This is a genomic window from Streptomyces sp. NPDC002809 (genome assembly GCF_040295435.1).
Lineage (GTDB): Bacteria > Actinomycetota > Actinomycetes > Streptomycetales > Streptomycetaceae > Streptomyces.
Genome location: NZ_JBEOVJ010000011.1, coordinates 30,855 through 49,010 on the forward strand (window position 1 = coordinate 30,855; position 18,156 = coordinate 49,010).

Below are 18,156 nucleotides of genomic sequence, written 5' to 3' on the forward strand. Positions count from 1 at the left end.
TGGTCACCGTGCCGGACCTCCACGCCTGCGCCGGCCCGGCGGAAGCTGTCGTTCACGTTCCGCGGCGAAGCCCTGCCCGTCGGCGTCGGACGCCCCGTCGTAGCGCAGCCGTCGACCCGGCTCCGGCGCCTCGCCGTACCGTCCGGGCGCCGTCCGTACCAGCAGGCCTTCGGTGACCGGCGGTCCGACGGCCGTCACCTCGCCGGCCAGCGGCGCCCACACCCGCAGGTCGATGGCGGCCTTCAGCTCGCCGCCGAGTGCGGACCACACATCCACGGTGGACGGCCGCTCGCCGGAACCCGCGGACGCCGCCTCCATCTCCACCGTCAGTCCGAGTGCGGCAAGGCTGCCGGTCAGCATCCGGGCGGGCAGGGCGTCCGTGTGGATCACGCAGCGCAGTACCTCGGAGAGCAGGCGGTGCTCGTCCTGCGGCCGGTTGGTCCACGCGGTAAGCAGATAGGTCAGTTCGAACCAGCGCGGAGGCGTCCGCCGGCCCGTGACGACGCCTTCGCCGTCGTACTCCTCGGTGGTTCCGGTGCGGCGGCGGGTGGCGTCCTCCCGGATCCCGTAGAGAAAGATGCTGACCGTCGGAGCGTTGCGCCGCGCGGACCAGTCACTCGTCGGGGCGTCGAAGACCAGGTCCACGCCGCTCTCCCGGAGGCCGGCGTCGACCAGCAACAGCCGCAGCGCCTCGTCGACTTCGTGGATCACCTGCGTCCCACCTCGTCCGGCGGGACGATGGTGCCGACCACCACCAGGAAGTCGGTGGTGACCGGGCTGAAGCCCGGCCCGGAGGCCGTGATCGTGCGCGGCCCCGTGCGGTCCTTCACCAGGATCAGCAGCTGGGCGATGAACGTGCCGTCGCCGCCCGGACGGGCCGGCGGCGCGGTCGCCGTGATCCCCGGCTTCCAGGTGAGCTTCACCGGTACACCCGGCGGGAAGTCCTTGCCGCGGACCGAGGTGACGAACCCGGGCTTGCCGACGGCGGGTACCGAGACGATGCGCGGCTGGAGGATGCGCAGCGGGATCCGGGAGACGTTGTCACCGCGGTCGGCGTCGGTGCCGGTCGTGGTCAGTGTCCCGGTGACCTTCGTCCGCAGGGCCCGGTCCGGTGCGAGCACCACCCGCAGGACCGAGGAGCCGCCCGGTGCCAGGTCGGGAAGGGTGCACACGCCGTCGGCGCAGCCTGCCGGGAGGGTGGCCACCGGGATCCCGGCGGGCAGCCCGAGGCGCAGCCGCAGGCCGGTGGCGAGGGCGTTCCTCCCGTTGCGCACGGTGTACGTCACCACGACCCGGCCGCCGACGTAGCCGGGGCTGGGCTGGGCCCGCACGACGACTCCGGGGCCCGCCTCGGGCTCGGGCGGCAGCGGGGCGGGAGGCTGTGCGGGCGGTGCGGGAGAGGGCGAAGGCGGGGCAGGGGTGGGAGACGGGCTGGGCAGCGGGGGGACGTCACGGACCTCGACGTCCGTCCCCGTGGCGTTGTCCGCGGGGTTCGGGTCGACGACGGCTCCGGTGACCGACCAGCCCATCCGCCAGGGCCCCGTCGTCACGCCCGTCAGACGCGCGGTGACCTCCACCTCGGCGCCCGGCGGCAGCACGCCCAGGTCGCAGCTCGGTGAACCGGCGCCGCAGGAACCGGCGTCGGTGGTGAGCTCCTCCAGGCGTACGCCCGGCGGAGTGTCGGCGACGAACGTGGTGCCGGGGGAGGGGGCCGGACCGTGGTTGGTGACGGTGACCGTCACCGACACCGAGGAACCGGCCTCCACCGACGGGCCGACGGGCGGCGCGGTCAGCGCCAGGTCGACCTGCTGCTGGAAGGCGGGCTCCTTCTGGCGGCCCGGCAGCTTCGCTGTCAGCGGCGTCAGTGTGCCCGTGGCGAGGTCGAGCTCGGACAGCTGCTCGGGGGAGTTCGGTGCGATGTCCCGGCGGTGGCTCAGCACCAGCCGCGCGGCGTCCGGCGACCACGCCACGTCACGCGGCTGGTAGGGCCCGGTTGCCGAGACGTCGGGGATCAGCGCGCGGCACGCGGTGGGATCGTTGCGACGGGAGGACGGCAGCACGACCCGGCAGTTCGCACCGTTCGGCGAGGTGACGACGACGCTGGCCCGGTGGTTGATCTGGTCGGCGCGGTCCTTGCGGTTGAAGGCGATGGCTGTGCCGTCGGGGGAGAAGGCGGGACTGTCGTCGATCACCTTGCACTCGTCGGGGCAGCCCTTTTCGCTGAGGTCCTCCTGCTGGTCCAGGGCGCCCACCGGGGCGGTCCAGACGTGCTTGATCCCGCCGAGACCCCGGATGACGTGGTTGCGGGTGAAGGCGAGCTTGGTGCCGTCCGACGACCAGGCGGGCTGGGCGTCGCCGCCCACCACCTGCCCCGCGGGCGGGACCACCTCACCGATGATCTTGTTCGTGGCGACGTCGGCGACGAGCACCCGGCTCGGCCCCGCCGCGTCACCGACACCGCCAGGAGAGGTGCGGGTGAACGCCATCTTGGTGCCGTCCGGGGAGAAGGAGGGGTCGGTGTCCCAGTCCCGGGGGCCCCGTCCGTCCAGCTTCATCTCCGCCGCGTTCGTCCCGTCGGCGTCGGCCATCCAGATCTGCTGGACCCGCTGGCCCCCCACGGTCACGAAGCGGGTCACGGCGATGCGCCGGCCGTTGGGTGTGTACGTCTGCCGCTCGGTCCAGGGGTCGTAGCCGGCCGACGGGTGGAACAGCGGGTCGACGGCCGGGTCGTCACTGGTGTTGGACCAGGACTTCGGGTCCTCGCGCAGGACGTCGAGCCTGAGGTCCCGGGGGTCCGAACCGTCCTGCCGCATGTCCTGGAGCGTGACGAGGTCCGGATCAACGGTGGTCCTGCGGGTGACGACCACCTTCCAGGTGTTCACGTCCCCGAGCACGGCCGGTGACTCCACCTTGCGGTCCTCGGAGAGCTCCATCGCCGGTACGGGGTTGTCGAGGGTCTCGGCCCGGTACACGTGGTCGTAGACGGAGCATCCGCAGTCCGTGTTGGGGCTGAGGAAGACCAGACCGGTCCCGTCCGGGAACCAGGCGGCCGAGCGGGTGCCCCAGCCGGCGAAGTCACCGGTCAGCAGGGGGCGGCCGGTCCCCGGACCGGTGGTGACGCGCAGCCGGTTCCCGGTGTCGGTGTCCGATTCGGGCTCCTGGTGCAGGGTGTACACGAGGAGGTTCCGGTGGGCGTCGTCGTTCACCGGGTTCCACTCCGGCTCGCTCGCGTCGCCCTCCGCGGGGTCGCTGACGCAGGTCACCACCCCACCGGACACGTCCCGTTCGTAGATCTGCGTGCCCCGTTCCGGGCCGCCGTCACTCGCGTACGCGATCCGGGTGCCGTCGGGGGAGAGCGTCGGGTGGGTCTCGTCGGCGGGCGTGTCCGTCAGCCGCCGCAGGCCCTTGCCGTCGACGCCGACCGACCAGAGGTCGCGCTGGGCCGACCCGCCGGGACGGGGCTCGGCCGAGTCGAACACCACGGTCCGCCCGTCGGCGGAGAGTTCGGGGTGCGCGGCGTCACGGCCGAAGGTGAGCCTGCGTACGGAGCCGTCCGTCCCGCGCGTGTACACCTGGGGCTTCGCCTCGTCGCGGAGGCTGGTGAAGACCAGGGCCCCACCGCGCCCGAAGGCGTCCTGGTCGTAGTGCGCAGGACCGGAGCCGAACAGGTCCTCGCTGGTGGTCTCGGAGGAACGCTGGCCGAGGCTGCGATGCCCGTTACCCGCGAAGGCGATCCGTCCGGTGTCCAGCGGCGCCGCGTCCGAGGCGGCGACCGCTTGTGTCACACCCTGTGGGGCGGTGATGGAACCCGCCACCAGCAGCGGCGTCAGCAGCACCACGACACCGCTCAGTCGGCGAAACCGGGTACGGCGTGCCGGGCCAGCAGGACCGCCCACGGTCCACCTCACAGTCTGGTCGATGGTTCTCCACCACAAGCATCGGGCCCGCGGAGGAATGTGGACAGGGCCCGGAGTACCGGGAGCAGGGAAGACCCGGTGCCCTTTGCGGCCCGGCCGGCAGCCCGGACATCCCCCGTACGCGGCGGCATGGAGTCCCCACCACCGCCCGGCACCACCTCGTTGCCCGTACAGCCGCCCCCTTCTGCCCTCCGGTTCCTGGTGCCGCGGCCAATCACCGCGTATGCAGGAAGGGTTGCTGCTCCCACGCACGGAAGGCCCGTTGTGCACGCCCAAGAGAACGACAGAACGGCACGGGCCGAACAGGCCCGAAGGGCCTCCCGCACCCCTGCGGCAGGGCGCGGGACGCCGCTGTCCGGCCTCATGGCGCTGCAGGCCGGCGTCGGCAACGCGGACGTCGTCCAGATGCTGCGCCGGTCCGGGCACGACGTGGACCACGAGCAGCATCAGCACGGCGAGGGCTGCGGCCACGACAACGGCGAGGGCGTCGTGCAGCGTTCCGCCGTGCACGCCGTGCTGCGCAGCCCCGGCCGTCCTCTCGACGACACCACGCGCGCCGACATGGAGACCCGGCTCGGCGCCGACTTCTCCGATGTGCGGATCCACAACGACGGTGCGGCCAAGGCGTCAGCAGCCGAGGTCGGCGCCCGGGCCTACACCAGTGGCAACCACGTCGTCATCGGCGACGGGGGAGGGGACAGCCACACCCTGGCGCACGAACTCACCCACGTCATCCAGCAGCGCTCGGGCCCCGTCGCGGGGACCGACGACGGATCCGGCCTCAAGGTCTCCGACCCCTCCGACCGCTTCGAGCGCGAGGCCGAGGCCAACGCGACCCGGGTGATGCGCACAACGCCCGCCGCGGTTCAGCGGGCGGAGGAGCGCCGTGCGGCGCCGCCCGCACCGGCGGCGGGGGTTCGGGCCGTGCAGCGGGCAGCGGAGATCAGCGGCCTGGCCGGGGGCGTGACCGCCGGCACGTTCGGGCAGGCCGTCGCCGGTGCCGAACCCACGGGTGCGGGCACGGTCGCGATCGTCCCCACTGTGCTCGGTCAGGATCTGGACCTCATGGAGATCGCGGAGAAGTACGAGACCGGTTTCGAAGGGGGGACGGTGCCGGCGGACCGCTTCGCCCTGGTCATCGGTGTGAACATCCGGATCCGCAGGCAGCAGGACGTGGACGCCGCACAGGTGTTGCTGAACCAGAAGATCAGCGACTTCCGCGGCAGTTGGGGCGCGGACCGGTTCAGGGTCGCGGTCCTCGGGTTCACCTGGGCCAACCACGCCGCCGACGCCCAGGTGACGGACCAGCGGACCATTCCCTACGGCGAGATCAGGGAGCGGATCATGCGCTCCCCCGAGACGACCTCGATGATCGCCGGACTGCGGGCGTCCGGGCGGGCGCACGTCTATCTGCACACCAGCGACTCCGACACCGCATCGTTCGAGACCGACGCGGGACCGCTGTTCTCGGCAGCCGCGCCGCGCCTGGATTCCGGCGGGTTGGACGTGTTCAGCGGAGGCTACACATCCCCCGCGGGCAACCGGAGCGCCGACGACGACATCCTGATCTGGCACGCGAGTCAGGTCGACCTCGCCGTCCGGGACGCCATGGCCCAGGTGGAGCCCACTTCGGTCTACTACCCGGAACCCAGCACCTTCGTGAAGGTGCACGAGGACTTCGACGAGCTGGAACCCGGAGTCACCTTCGGCAGCGGGTCGGAGGAGGGCCAGCACCTGGTGGACTCGCTGTACGGGAACCGGTACGGCGATGTGGAGGGCGGCTTCGACTCGCGGTTCGCGATCTCCACCGACATGAGCCGCGTCGGCGGCAACGTCGGCCCGCACGTCAGGGGCAGGCCTGTCACCGATGCCACCGTCCAGCAGCTGTTCGCGCTCGCCCAGACCCACGCCAGGCGTCAGGAATGGACGAAGCGGATCGAGAAGGCGTACGGCATCACGGACGCCTCCGTGTCCAAGGTGCTGGGGGATCTCGTCTTCGCGGGCCTCACCACGGAGTCCCTGTCCCAAGTGCCCACGCCCCTGCCCGCGTCCCTCATCGGAGCCCGGGCCATCGACGCCGCGGCCAGGAAGAAACCGCTACTGCAGGCGGACCCCGGACTCATTCGGACGGCGAAGGCCAGCAGGGACGCACTGATCCGCGCCGTCGTCAGAGCCATCCGGGCGCTGGAGGCGCGCAACAACCAGCCCGTGGCGTGAGGCCCCCCGGGGCGTGCGCACGAGGTGCGGCCCGCTCCAGGGGCCGGGGCACCGCGGGGGCAACACCCGTTGCCCCCGCGGGCCCGTCGCGGTGGACTCCCGGGGGAGGCCACCGCCACGGCGGCGAGGAGCGCGCACCTCAGATGAGGCCGTGGCGCATGGCGTAGCCCACCGCGTGGGCCCGGTTGCGCAGATCCAGCCGTGTCGCCACCTCGTGCAGCACGTTCTTGACGGTCCGTTCGGAGTACGACGTCTTCTGCGCTATCTCCGCGGTGCCGTACCCCTCCGACACCAGCCGGATCATCTCCGCCTCGCGCGCCGTGAGCGTGGAGAGCGAGAGCCCCCGGGGGTCGAGCACCGTGCGGTGAAGGCTGCTGACGTGGTCGAGGAGCTTGCCGAGGAGGTCGCCCGGCAGTACCCCTTCACCCTTCGCGATCGCCGTGACCAGATGGACGAGACGGTCCTGGTCGGCCTCGCCGCGCCTCAGCACGGCGGCGACGCCGTACTCGATCAGGGTCTGGAGAGCTCCCGGCTCGAAGAAGCCGACGACGAGACCGGTGCGGGTGGAGGTGTTGCGCTGGAGACGGTGCAGGAGCTGGACGGTGGCCTCGTTCACCATGTCCACCACTACTAAGGAGACCTGTGCACGGTCGGACTCCTCTTCCGGTATCAGCTCTATCTCCGGTCGCAGGCGCAGCTGGTGCACCATGCCGGTCTGCAGGATCAGGTCCTCCGCGTACACGGCGACGGAGACCCTGCCGGCCGGGGACCTCGGCGGCGCGGCCTTCATGGGTTGCTCGGGGACGGAGGGCGCGCGGGTGTGGACGCCCGCTGCCTCCGTCTTCGTCAGATCTGTTGTGGTCATGGTCATGTGCTCGTCTTCCTCAGCTGCTTCCGCCGGTTCCCCGATAGGTGTGTGCGCTGTTTCCCGATACGTCGGGCTTCGTGCTCGCTCGTTCCGGGGACCGGACAGGGAGACCTGGCCCGGGGGCGGGGTGCGAGGAGGCGGCGCGGGTGTGCCGCCAGGGCACCTGCCCTGCCCGCACGTTGCCCTCCCGCCTCTGCTGCCGGGACCGGGGCGCGGCCTAACGTCGCATCGTGACCACATCTGCCGAATTCGACATACCCACGGTGACGGTGTCGCCAGGCGCCGAAGCGACGACCACGCTGACCGTGCGCAACGACGGCGACATCGTCGAGGCGTACACCCTCGAAGTGGTCGGCGACTGTGCGGCATGGACCACGGTGGAGCCGGCGCGGGTCTCCCTGTACCCGGGCACCTCCGAGACCGTGACGGTGCGGCTCGCGCCGCCCCGCTCCCACGAGGTCAAGGCGGGCGAAGTCCCCCTGGGCGTACGCGTCCTGCCGGCGGAGCACCCCGAGTCGGTGGCCGTGCCCGAGATGACGGTGGTCGTCGAGCCGTTCCGTGAACTCCGCGCGAGGATGGAGCCGGGCCGGCGCAGGGGCTGGCTTGGTGCCCGGTTCCGGGCCTCGGTGCAGAACCGTGGGAACGCTCCCGTGGACGTCGTGTTCGCCGGGAAGCAGGAAGGGGAGGAACTCCGCCTCGCCTTCACACCGGAACGCCGGAGTCTGGCGCCGGGCGAGTCCGCCGAGGTGGGCCTGCGGGTGCGCGCCCGGAAGCTGATCTGGTTCGGTGCCCCGGTTACCTGGCCGTTCGAGGTCAGGGCCCTGGACGGCGCGGGAGCCGACACGGAGGGCGAACAGCCCGGCCGGGCGGAGCCCCTGCCCGGTGAGTTCGCGCAACTTCCCCTGCTGCCGAAGTGGTTGCTGATCGTACTGGCGGCGCTGATCGCGCTGCTGGTGGCGTGGTTCGCACTGGTGCGGCCGGAGATCCGCAGCACCGCGAAGGAGGCGGGGGCCAAGGCTGCTCAGGAGGAGAACCGGGAGCGTCCGCAGGGCGGTGCGACGACCGGTGGTGGCACCGGCGGCGGCGGGGAGAGTCAGGAGCCGGGCACCGGAACGGGCCAGGGCGGTACCGCCGGTGCCGGGACGGGCGGTTCCTCCGGATCGACGGGCGGCGCCGGCGAGCTGAACGCCCAGCAGAGCTCCGAGACCATCGATGTGCAGACGGACGCCGGAGCCAAGAAGGACAAGACGTATCAGGTCCCGGCAGGAAAGGTATTCGGCGTCACCGACATCGTGGTGGCGAACTTCCAGGGAGACGAAGGGGTGCTGACCATCTCCTTCGGCGAGCGGAAGATCACCACCATTGCTCTGGAGACGTTCCGCAACCAGGACTATCACTGGGTCACCCCCATTCGGATTCAGGAAAATGCCAAGGTCACCGCTTCCGTGACCTGCTCCAAACCAGGCACTCCGGCGACCGGGACGCAGGCCTCCAAGTGCCACCAAGTACTCAATGTCAGTGGTGTGCTGAGCGATATCGCACCGTAGGAACGATAGCGTCGGATTCCTGCCCGTCCGTTCCGGGAACGTGAACAAACAGGGTCCCTGCCAGCGGAAACCTCCATCTGACGGTTCATCGGGGTGTGGCTCTTCACACACCGGTCCGTGTCGGGAACCGAATCGTCGGAGCGGCTTCCACCGGTGAATACCGGTCCTTCGCGGGTGATTTCCGGTATTTCGCGGGCGGGCGGATCCGCTCGTACCGCGAATGCTCCTGCTCACCGGAGCGGATCAGGGGTGGGACGGGGTCGGACCGGGTGTGGAGCGGAGTCTCCGGGCTTCGGCGGCGGCCGTGGAAATCCGGCCGGTTCGCCGCCCTGGCGCGGTAGTTTCTGGCTGAAAGTAACCCTTGCCGTGTTGATCGGGGGCGGGCCGTGGGGATTCCCGGGCCCGCCTTTCCGGCCGTCGGCGCGCATCTGTCGTGCCGTCATCCCGGCGGCCGCGGCCGGGCGGGGGTCCTCCCGACCGCCCGGGGTGCCCGGGAAGGCAGCTGCCCTGCCCCGTGGCCAGGACTCTGAGGCCTACTGCTTGCAGACATCCCGGGCAAGACTGGACAGGCGAACGACTGACCACCCGAAGGAGCGAGCATGCCGTCGTACCTCACCCCAGGTGTATACGTGGAGGAGGTGCAGTCCGGAGCACGGCCCATCGAGGGAGTCGGCACCGCGGTCGCAGCCTTCGTCGGGTTCGCGGAGACCGGACCCTTCCACCGGCCGACGCTGGTGACGAGCTGGGACCAGTACGTATCGGCCTTCGGCACGTTCACCCCCGACACCTATCTGACGCTCGCCGTCCACGGCTACTTCAGCAACGGCGGCGGCGCGGCGTACATCGTGCGCATCGGCGGTCCCGCCGAGGACGCCCAGCAGGGCTCCGCGCCCGCGGCGGCCCCGTCCGTCGCCATCGGCGGCTTCCTGGTCTCCGCCCGGCCGGGCGCCGGTGACGGCCTCTCCATCGAGGTCGCCGACCCCGAGGGCGAGAACCCTCCGGAGGACCGGTTCCGGCTGCTGGTGCGGCAGGGCGGCAAGGTGGCGGAGACCTACGACACCTCCGTGCGCAAGAACGTCAAGGGCTACCTGGTCACCCAGGCCCGGCAGTCCAAGCTCATCGAGGTCACCGAGCAGCCCGGCGCGGCCCAGACCCGCCCCGAGAAGCAGAGCCTCTCCCTCGCGCCCTCCGCCCCGGACGCCGGCACCACCGCCCGGAGCGGCCCGACCGAGTACGTGGGCGACGCGTCGGCCCGTACGGGCATCGCGGCCCTGGAGGCGATCGACGAGATCACCATGGTGGCCGTCCCGGACCTGATGAGCGCCCACCGTCGCGGCGACATCGACGACGAGGGCGTCAGGGCCGTGCAGCTGGCCGTCATCGCGCACTGCGAGCAGATGGGCGACCGGGTCGCCGTCCTGGACACCCCGCCGGGGATGAACGCCCAGCGCGTCCGCACCTGGCGCAACGACGACGCCGGCTACGACTCGCGCTACGCCACCGTGTACTACCCGTGGCTCAAGGTCCTCGACCCGGCGACAGGTCAGCAGACCCTGATCCCGCCGAGCGGCCACGTCGCCGGTGTCTGGGCGCGCAGCGACGCCGAGCGCGGGGTGCACAAGGCGCCCGCCAACGAGGTGATCCGCGGTGCGCTGGACTTGGAACTCCGCCTGAGCAAGGGCGAGCAGGACCTGCTCAACCCGATCGGCGTCAACTGCGTCCGCGCCTTCCCCGGCCGCGGCATCCGCATCTGGGGCGCACGGACCCTCGCGTCCGACCCCGCCTGGCGCTACCTCAACGTGCGCCGCCTCTTCAACTACCTGGAGGAGTCCATCCTCCTGGGCACCCAGTGGGTGGTCTTCGAGCCGAACGACGACCGCCTCTGGTCGAGCATCCGGCGCAACGTCACCGCCTTCCTCACCGAGGAATGGCGCAGGGGCGCGCTCTTCGGGCGGACGGCGGAAGAGGCCTTCTACGTCAAGTGCGACCGTGACAACAACCCGCAGGAGTCCATCGACCTCGGTCAGGTGGTGTGCGAGATCGGCGTCGCGCCGGTGAAGCCCGCGGAGTTCGTGATCTTCCGCCTCTCGCAGTTCTCCGACAGCACCAGCCTCGTCGACGAGTGACCCGTCCTCGACGAGTGACCCGTCCTCGTCGAGGACCGACCCCCGCAGGCAACGAACAGAACAGGTGACACACAGTCATGGCAGAGGGCGATGCTCTTTCCACCCACGTCTTCGGCGTGCAGCTCGGCGGCTATCTCGTGGAGTCGATCCAGGAGATCAGCGGTCTGACCGTCGAGGAAGAAGTCGTCGAGGTCCGCCAGGTGACCGCCGAGGGCAAGCAGATCATCCGCAAGCAGCCCGGTGCGCGACAGGCCGGCGAGGTGACGATCACCCGCGGGCTCGACAAGAGCAGCGAGTTCACCAAGTGGATCAAGGAGACGCTGAACAACGGCGCCGTCGACACCGCACGCCAGAACCTCACCATCGAGATCAAGGACTCGAAGGGTGAGACCGTCCGCCGCATCCAGCTGATGCAGGGATGGGCCAGCAAGTGGGAAGGCCCCTCGCTGAAGGCCGGCGAGTCCAGCGCGGCGACGGAGACGGTCACCATCACCTTTGAGGAGATCGTGGTCGAATGAGGCGCCGGACCGTTTCCGGCGGCGGCCTCGACGAGGTCCTCGACACCCTCGCCGCCGCCGCGCCCGCCCCGCGGGAGGAGGCCCCGACGCCTCCTCCCGCCCGGGAGCGGGACCGTCAGGACCTGCGCACGGAGTTCGAGTTCGAGCTCCCGCGCGGCTACGTCGACGACGAGGGCCAGGTACACCGGAGCGGGTCGATGCGGCTCGCCACGGCACGCGACGAGCTGCGGCCGCAGATCGATCTGCGGGTCAAGGAGAACCCCGCGTACCTGAGCGTGGTGCTGCTCAGCCAGGTGATCACCCGGCTCGGCGCCATCACGGATGTGCACGCCGGGGTGGTCGAGCGGATGTACGCCACGGACGTGGCGTTCCTCCAGGACTTCTACCGCCGCATCAACAGCGAGGGCCACACCCACGCCGCGGTGACGTGCCCGCTGTGCCACGGGTCGTTCGAGGTGGACCTCTCGGGTGAACGCCTGGGGGAATCGTGACGTACGCGCCTGCCCGGCTGCGGGAGGAGCTCGCGTACATCGCCTACCACTTCCACTGGCAGCGTGAGGAGATTCTCGACCTCACCCATGGTGAGCGGCAGGAGTGGGTGAAGGAGATAGCGCGGATCAACACCCGCGTCAACGAGAGCGGGTGAGGGCGTGGAGTTCAGGGACTGGTTCGGCAGAGGAAGCCGGCGGCAGGCCGCCGGCCCGCCCGGCCCGCAGCCCGCGGGGGACGGCACCGGAGACGGTACGGAACCCGCGGCCGCGCCGGAGGCCGTCCGTCCCGCGCGCCGGGACGCGGACTGGGACGGCGGCTGGCGGCGGGTCGCACCACCCGTCGTGACCGTCGCCCGGTCCTCGATCGGGGTGAGCGACGGACTGCGCTTCAGGTCCCGGCTCGCCTCGTGGCAGAACGTCGCGTACGGAGGCGAGCTCGGCCACGCCGTCCTGCCCTCCGCACCGGTGGGCCTCATCCACGGTGTGGCACGGCCGGGTGTCGCCCGCCCCACCGCGCCCGGAACGCCTCCCCTTCTCCTGCGCGCCGCATCCGGCGGACAGGAGGAGCCGCTCCAGGCCCCGCCGTCCACCGCCCCGGGGCGTACGCCCGTCGGGCCGCGGACCTCCACCGCCGTCCAGAGATCGGGCGGTACGCAGCCCCGGAGCGCTGCCGCGCGCGCCGGCCGTGAACCGGCGGTCCGGCAGCCCGGCTTCGACGAGGCGACGGCCGAGACGGGGGCCGCCCCCGTGGCTCGCGCATCCACGGCCACCGCACCCGCACCGGCCACCGCGCCGCCGCAGACCCGTCCCGCCCGGGTCCGCCCCCGGCGCACCGCGCCGTCCCTGATCGTCGCCCGCCGGCCGGTGACGTCCCTGCGGAACCTCTCCGCCGTCGTGCCGGCCGGAACCTCCGCACCGGCCACCGGGACCGAGCCCACGGCCGGGCCGGGCCGGACGGACACCGGGCGTGCGCAGCCCGGGGCGAGCCTGCCCGGCGCCCGGTCCGAGCGGTCCCCGGTCGGGCCCGCCACACCTCCCGTACGTCCAGCCCTGGGCAAGCCCCTGCGTCAACTCCCGCCCGGTGCGGCTCCCTTCGGCGCTTCCGGCGGGAGCAGTGGCGCATCCGCCGGTGCAGCCGGGCCGCAGGACCCGGCGCTGCCCGTGGTCCAGCGGCAGACGCCGGAGACGACCACGCCTCCCGCTCCGGCGACCCCCGCTCAGGCGACCCCCTTCCCCGGGCGGGGGAAGCCGCAGGTGCAGCGGCAGCAGGAACAGGGCGCTGCGGGGCGTCATCAGAGCCGACCGCAGGCGGAGCGCCCGCAGCCGCAGCATCCGCAGCCGGAGCGCCCGGTGGCGGAGCGGCGGCCTTCGGTTCCCGGTGCCCCGGCATCCGGGCCCGCCGCCACGCGACCCGGCACACCTGGCCCTTCGCCGGTGGTGCAGCCCGCACCCGCAACCTCCACACGCCGCACCGGTGCGTCCGCGCCGGACGACGGCCCCCTCTCCGCCCCCGCGCCCCGCGGCCCGGGTTCGCAGGCCCGCACCAGGGGCGGTCTCGGCGCACCGCTGCCCTCCCTTCCGCCGACCGCCGGCACCGCGCACGACGCCCCGCTGCTCGGGGACCCCCGTCGCGCGCGCCCCGGAACCGCGGGCCCGCAGGCGGGGGAGCCGCCGGCGTCCGTGCCCTCCGCACCCTCCGCGCAGGCGCACACCGCAATGCCCCTGCGCCCTCCGGCCCACCCCGGCGCCGGACCCGGATCCGGAGCCCCCTCCGGGCAGCCCGCGGCCGTCCAACGCGCCACGGACACCACCCACACGACCACGACCACCACCACCGTCGGACCGTCCGCTCCCACAGCCCCGGCTGCGGCCCGGAGCACGGTCACGGCCCCGGCCACGCCGCCCCCGCCGGTACGCATCCGGCGGATCACCCCGCGAGGGACCCAGGGGCAGACGCCTGGGCCTGCCTCGGGAGGGGGTCCCGCGCCGGTGTCCGTGCAGCGGTCGCGCGCCCTGCTCACCGCACGGACGCTGTCCGTGAGTACCGGCGCGGCCGAGGGCTTCTCGGCGCCGGTTTCGGCCGCCACCACGCGGCCGGTCGTTGCGGCGACCTGGCGGCGCGACGTCCGGCGGCCGGGTTCCGACGGGCCGCCCCGGGCCGGTGGCGACGCGCGGACGGAGGAGCGGCAGGACACCCGGACCGCCCCGGGCTCCCGCGCCGCCGTCCAACGGGACGCCCACCCCGCCGCACCCACCCCGACACTCCGGGCCCCGGCCCCCGTCACGCCCGCAGGACCGGAGAGCCGGGCCCGGCGCCGGACCCCCGGCGCCACGGTCCAGCGGTCCGTGACAGGGAGCCCGTCGGCAGGAATGCCGTCGGCAGGAGGCCCGTACGCCGGCAGCCCGTCGGCCGGTGCCCCGGGTCCGGGCGTCCGGGTGCAGGCCGCCCCGCCCTCCTCGGGATCACGCCGTACCGCGCCGCGAGGAGACGCGCCGGACGAAGGCGGGAGGGCCGGGAAGGCCGGGAGCACCGGCAGCCCCGCCACCGCCAGGTCCGTCCGGCCCTCCGTCAGCTCCCTCGTACGCCTGGTCCAGCGCTCGGCGCGTGGCGCCGCCCCGTCCGTGCCGTCCCCGTCCGGCGACCGTTCGCCCGGACGGGAACGATCGGGGCAGCCCACGACCACCCGCCGGCCCGAACCGCCGCACCCCGCACCGCAACCGGCCCCGCCCGCACCGTCCGCGGCACCGCCCGTCCTCGTGGTGCGCCCGCATCCGCCCGGCTCCGCCGGGCCCGGGGGCCCCGCCGTGCCCGTGCAGCGGCTCCAGATGCCGGTGGCACCCGAATTCGGCGTATCCGCGACCGGACCCGCGCCGCCGGGCGACGGTCCGGCGGGCGCACCGCAGCAGCTCGCCGTACGCGCCTCACGCCCCGCAACGGCCCGGCCCGGCGGAGTCCCGGGAAGCCCCGCGCCCCGGAGCCCCGCCCCCGGCAACCGCGCCCCGGACTCCCGGGCCCAGGCGCTCCAGCGCGCGGTGGACGAGGCGGGGCTCGCCGGAGTCCCCGTGCGGGTGGTCCAGCCCAAGCCCGCCCGTACCCCCGCCGCAGGCACACCGGAAACCGCCGCGACGCCGCGGACGAACGAGGCCACCGGCGGCGTGGACATCGAGGAACTGGCCCGCCGGCTGCTCGACCCGGTCAGCAGGCTGATCCGGGCGGACCTGCGCAGAGGACGGGAACGCTCCGGACGGCTGCACGACGGACGCCGCTGAAGCCGGCACCGGCGGAACCCCGCCCGCCACTCCACGGACAGCGGAGAAGTCCCGCAGCCCCACGCACAGCAGAGAAGCCCAGCCACCCCGCGGACAGCAGAGAAGCCGCTCCACCCCACGGCGGACAGCAGCGAAGTCGCTCCCCCCAACGGACAGCAGAGAAGAAGAGAAGCACATGACGGACAACATCTTCGCGACGAGCGTGTTCTTCAAGCTCGCCATCGGGGGAAGCGACCTCGGGGCCTTCCACACCTGTTCGGGGCTGGGTGCCGAGGTGGAGCTGGAGCAGTACGCCGAGGGTGGCAACAACGGCTTCACCTGGCAGCTGCCGGGGCGGATCACCTGGACCAACATCACGCTGACCCGCCCCGTCACCGCCGACACGCTGAAGATCGCGCGGTGGCTGAACGAGACGACCCAGCGGGTGGAGCGCAAGGACGGCGAGATCGTCGCGCTCCGTCCGGACCTCAGCCGGATCATCAGCTGGCAGGTCCAGGGCATCGTGCCGGTGCGCTGGCAGGGGCCCTCCTTCGACCCGTCCAGTTCCGAGGCGGCGATCGAGACCCTGGAGATCGCGCACGAAGGCCTGGTGCCGTCCTGATGGACCGTTCGTTCCGCTGTGCCCGAGCCGATGACGCAGACGAGCAGGAAGGAGGGACTCCGTGGCAGCGACTGCCCGCACAAGCCGTGCCCGTGCCCAGCTGACCATCATGGAACCGCCGGCGGACGTGGGCGCCAAACCGGCCGGCACCCTCGCCCGGCTCACGCTGCAGTTCAATCCGGCGACGCTCTCCCTGACCAAGAACACCGAGTGGCGGCGCACCCCCTCCCGGACGGCCGGCGAGTCCGCGCTGCCGGAATTCGTCGGCAGCGGGCCACGGTCGCTGTCCCTGGACGTCTTCCTGGACGCCACCGCCACCCACGACAACTCGGTGGAGAAGGCGGTGGAGCAGCTGATGACGGCCTGTGTGCCCACCCCGAGCAGCCTCGGCCGCAAGAAGCCGTCGAGCCCCTGGGTGCGCTTCGACTGGGGAACGTCGAAGACGACGTCGTTCGACGGGGTCCTGTCGAGCCTCTCCGTCTCGTACACGCTCTTCGACGTCGACGGGAAGCCGCTGCGCGCCACCTGCTCCCTCTCGATCGAGGAGGCGAGCGTCGACCCGGCCGGTCAGAACCCGACGTCCGGATCGCGGGAGGCACGCCGCACCCATCGCGTCGTCGCCGGCGACAGCCTGCCGCTGCTCGCCTGGCGCGAATACGGTGACGCCACCGCGTGGCGCACGATCGCCGAGGCCAACGACATCGACGACCCCATGCAACTGGCCCCGGGCACGGAACTCCTCGTGCCCGGACTGGAAGACCACGCCCCGGAGGGCACCCGGTGACCGCACCCGCCCGTTCCTTCGCCGCCGACCCGATCGTCGAGGCGCCCGCCGAGCTCCCTCAGGCCTGGGCCTCCCAGCTGGTGAGCTGCGCGGTCGACGAGAACGTCGGCCTTCCGGACACCGCCGTACTGACGTACCGGGACCCGTACCACACGCTGCTCACCGCCACCGGAATCACGATCGGCACCCCGCTGAAGATCTCGGTGGTCACGGTCCAGGAGCAGGCGCGCGAGCGGCTGTTCACCGGTGAGGTCACCGCGCTCGAACTCGACAGCGACACCACCGGTTCCTTCACCGTCGTCCGCGCCTTCTCCAAGGCCCACCGGCTCCAGCGCGGGCGGAAGGTGGTGGCCTTCCGCAACATGAAGGCAGCCGACATCGTCCGCAAGGTCGCCGCCGGTGCGGGACTCACCTGCGGGAAGGTCGAGGCGGCCCCCGTCATGTACAAGCAGCTCACCCAGCCCAACGTCTCGGACTGGGACTTCCTCCAGTACCTCGCGGGCGAGAGCGGCGCGCAGGTACGGGTGGACGAGAAGGGCCTGTTGCAGTTCGTGAAGCCGAAGCCCGCGGCCTCGGCACCCTCCCCCTCCACCTCCGCCACCCGGCATCCGATGGTGCTGGAGTACGGGCGCAATCTGCTGGCCCTGCGAGCCGTGCTGACCGGCGCGGACGGGGCGGACAGTGTCGAGGTGCGCGGCTGGGACGTCGAGACCAAGACGCGGCTGGTGGCACGCGAGCCGTCCGTCCGCAGCACCACGGTGGTACCCGGGATGAGCCCGTCCGTCGCGGCCGGGGCGTTCGGTCCGAAGGCCCGGGTGACGGTAGCCGACACCCCGTACCGGACCCAGGCCGAGGCGGGCGCGGTCGCCGGTGCGGTGGCCGCACGGGTCAGCTCCGGCTTCGGGGAGATCGAGGCGGTCGCCGAAGGCAACCCCCGGCTGCGGGCCGGTGAACCCGTCGCCCTCGGCAACGTCGGACCCGCGTTCGCCGGCCGCTACACGGCGACGGCGGCCCACCACGTCCTCGACCCGCACGGCGGCTACCGCACGACCGTACTGGTCAGTGCCGCCCCCGACCGCTCCCTGACCGGGCTCACCGGCGGCGGCGACGCGCCTCCGCGCGGCCCCCGCATACCGGGCCTCGCGATCGGGGTGGTCACCGACATCCGTGAGGGAAAGGGCAAGGGACAGGGCGAACGCGGCTCGGTCCGGCTGAAGTTCCCCTGGCTCGACGACACCTATGTGTCCGACTGGGTCCGTACGGTGCAGTGGGGCGGCCAGGGCGGCGGCGGGGTGTTCAGCCCCGAGGTCAACGACGAGGTGCTGGTCGGCTTCGAACAGGGCCTGCTGGACAGCCCCTACGTGCTGGGCGGCCTCTACAACGGCGTCGACAAGCCCTCGCCCCACGACGTGCCACTGGTCGACCCGACCAGTGGAAAGGTCAACCGCCGCTCCCTGGTGTCCCGTTCGGGCAACCGGATCGAACTGCTCGACGCCCCGCGCGGCCCGTCCGGTGTGCGGCTGGCCACTGGTGACAAGCAGTTGGAGGTCACCCTGGACGAGCGGAAGGGGGAGATCGCGCTGAAGGTGTTCGCCCGCGGCACCTCCCGGGTGCTGAGCTCCCTCTCCCTCGGCCGGTCGGGGATCACGCTCGACGCCGGCACGGGGGCCGTGAACGTGAAGGGGGCCTCGGTGACCATCAACGGCAAGACCGGGGTCACCGTGGACGGCGGACTGCTCGCCGTCCTCAAGGCCAGGCTCATCCGGATCAACTGACACCCGAACCCCTCACCGACACAACTCCCCGGCCCAGCAAGG

At 72.5% G+C, this 18,156-nt stretch carries 13 protein-coding genes; 10 read left to right on the forward strand and 3 right to left on the reverse strand.

What is annotated here, in order from left to right; genetic code table 11:
- Positions 1 to 3 precede the first annotated feature (3 nt).
- Both ABT025_RS09810 and ABT025_RS09815 read right to left on the reverse strand, forming a co-directional pair.
- Positions 4 to 711: a Pvc16 family protein gene (locus ABT025_RS09810; protein WP_350991843.1), complete on the reverse strand. Its 708-nt coding sequence runs from the start codon at positions 709 to 711 to the stop codon at positions 4 to 6.
- A complete protein-coding gene (locus ABT025_RS09815) occupies positions 708 to 3,836 on the reverse strand; it encodes a hypothetical protein (RefSeq protein ID WP_350992056.1) in 3,129 nt (1,042 codons plus the stop codon). Before ABT025_RS09815 ends, ABT025_RS09810 begins: the two co-directional genes overlap by 4 nt.
- A 345-nt stretch (positions 3,837 to 4,181) precedes the next feature.
- Here ABT025_RS09815 and ABT025_RS09820 point away from each other — a divergent pair, with 345 nt between their 5' ends.
- On the forward strand, positions 4,182 to 6,134 hold the full coding sequence (locus ABT025_RS09820; protein ID WP_350991845.1) for an eCIS core domain-containing protein: 1,953 nt from the start codon (positions 4,182 to 4,184) through the stop codon (positions 6,132 to 6,134).
- A 139-nt stretch (positions 6,135 to 6,273) separates the two neighbouring features.
- On the opposite strand, the gene ABT025_RS09825 is transcribed toward ABT025_RS09820, so the two are convergent.
- A complete protein-coding gene (locus ABT025_RS09825; protein WP_350992058.1) occupies positions 6,274 to 6,999 on the reverse strand; it encodes a helix-turn-helix transcriptional regulator in 726 nt (241 codons plus the stop codon).
- Between the two features lie 257 nt (positions 7,000 to 7,256).
- Between ABT025_RS09825 and ABT025_RS09830 the strand changes: the two genes are divergently transcribed.
- From ABT025_RS09830 to ABT025_RS09870, 9 genes are all read left to right on the forward strand, one after another.
- Complete coding sequence (locus ABT025_RS09830) at positions 7,257 to 8,549, forward strand: COG1470 family protein (RefSeq protein ID WP_350992060.1); 1,293 nt, start codon at positions 7,257 to 7,259, stop codon at positions 8,547 to 8,549.
- Positions 8,550 to 9,148: 599 nt separating this feature from the next.
- Positions 9,149 to 10,675, forward strand: a complete 1,527-nt coding sequence (locus ABT025_RS09835; RefSeq protein ID WP_350991847.1) for a phage tail sheath family protein — start codon at positions 9,149 to 9,151, stop codon at positions 10,673 to 10,675.
- Positions 10,676 to 10,752: 77 nt separating this feature from the next.
- On the forward strand, positions 10,753 to 11,193 hold the full coding sequence (locus ABT025_RS09840) for a phage tail protein (protein ID WP_124720830.1): 441 nt from the start codon (positions 10,753 to 10,755) through the stop codon (positions 11,191 to 11,193).
- Complete coding sequence (locus tag ABT025_RS09845; RefSeq protein WP_350991849.1) at positions 11,190 to 11,684, forward strand: hypothetical protein; 495 nt, start codon at positions 11,190 to 11,192, stop codon at positions 11,682 to 11,684. Before ABT025_RS09840 ends, ABT025_RS09845 begins: the two co-directional genes overlap by 4 nt.
- Entirely contained in the window at positions 11,681 to 11,839 is a 159-nt protein-coding gene (locus tag ABT025_RS09850) for a DUF6760 family protein (protein ID WP_350991851.1), read from the forward strand. The genes ABT025_RS09845 and ABT025_RS09850 overlap by 4 nt, the downstream gene beginning before the upstream one ends.
- A 4-nt stretch (positions 11,840 to 11,843) precedes the next feature.
- On the forward strand, positions 11,844 to 14,954 hold the full coding sequence (locus ABT025_RS09855) for a hypothetical protein (RefSeq protein ID WP_350991853.1): 3,111 nt from the start codon (positions 11,844 to 11,846) through the stop codon (positions 14,952 to 14,954).
- A gap of 175 nt (positions 14,955 to 15,129) precedes the next feature.
- Positions 15,130 to 15,555, forward strand: a complete 426-nt coding sequence (locus ABT025_RS09860) for a phage tail protein (protein ID WP_326737971.1) — start codon at positions 15,130 to 15,132, stop codon at positions 15,553 to 15,555.
- 109 nt (positions 15,556 to 15,664) lie between these two features.
- Entirely contained in the window at positions 15,665 to 16,339 is a 675-nt protein-coding gene (locus ABT025_RS09865) for a CIS tube protein (protein ID WP_350992062.1), read from the forward strand.
- Complete coding sequence (locus ABT025_RS09870) at positions 16,336 to 18,114, forward strand: VgrG-related protein (protein WP_350991855.1); 1,779 nt, start codon at positions 16,336 to 16,338, stop codon at positions 18,112 to 18,114. Before ABT025_RS09865 ends, ABT025_RS09870 begins: the two co-directional genes overlap by 4 nt.
- Positions 18,115 to 18,156: the final 42 nt, after the last annotated feature.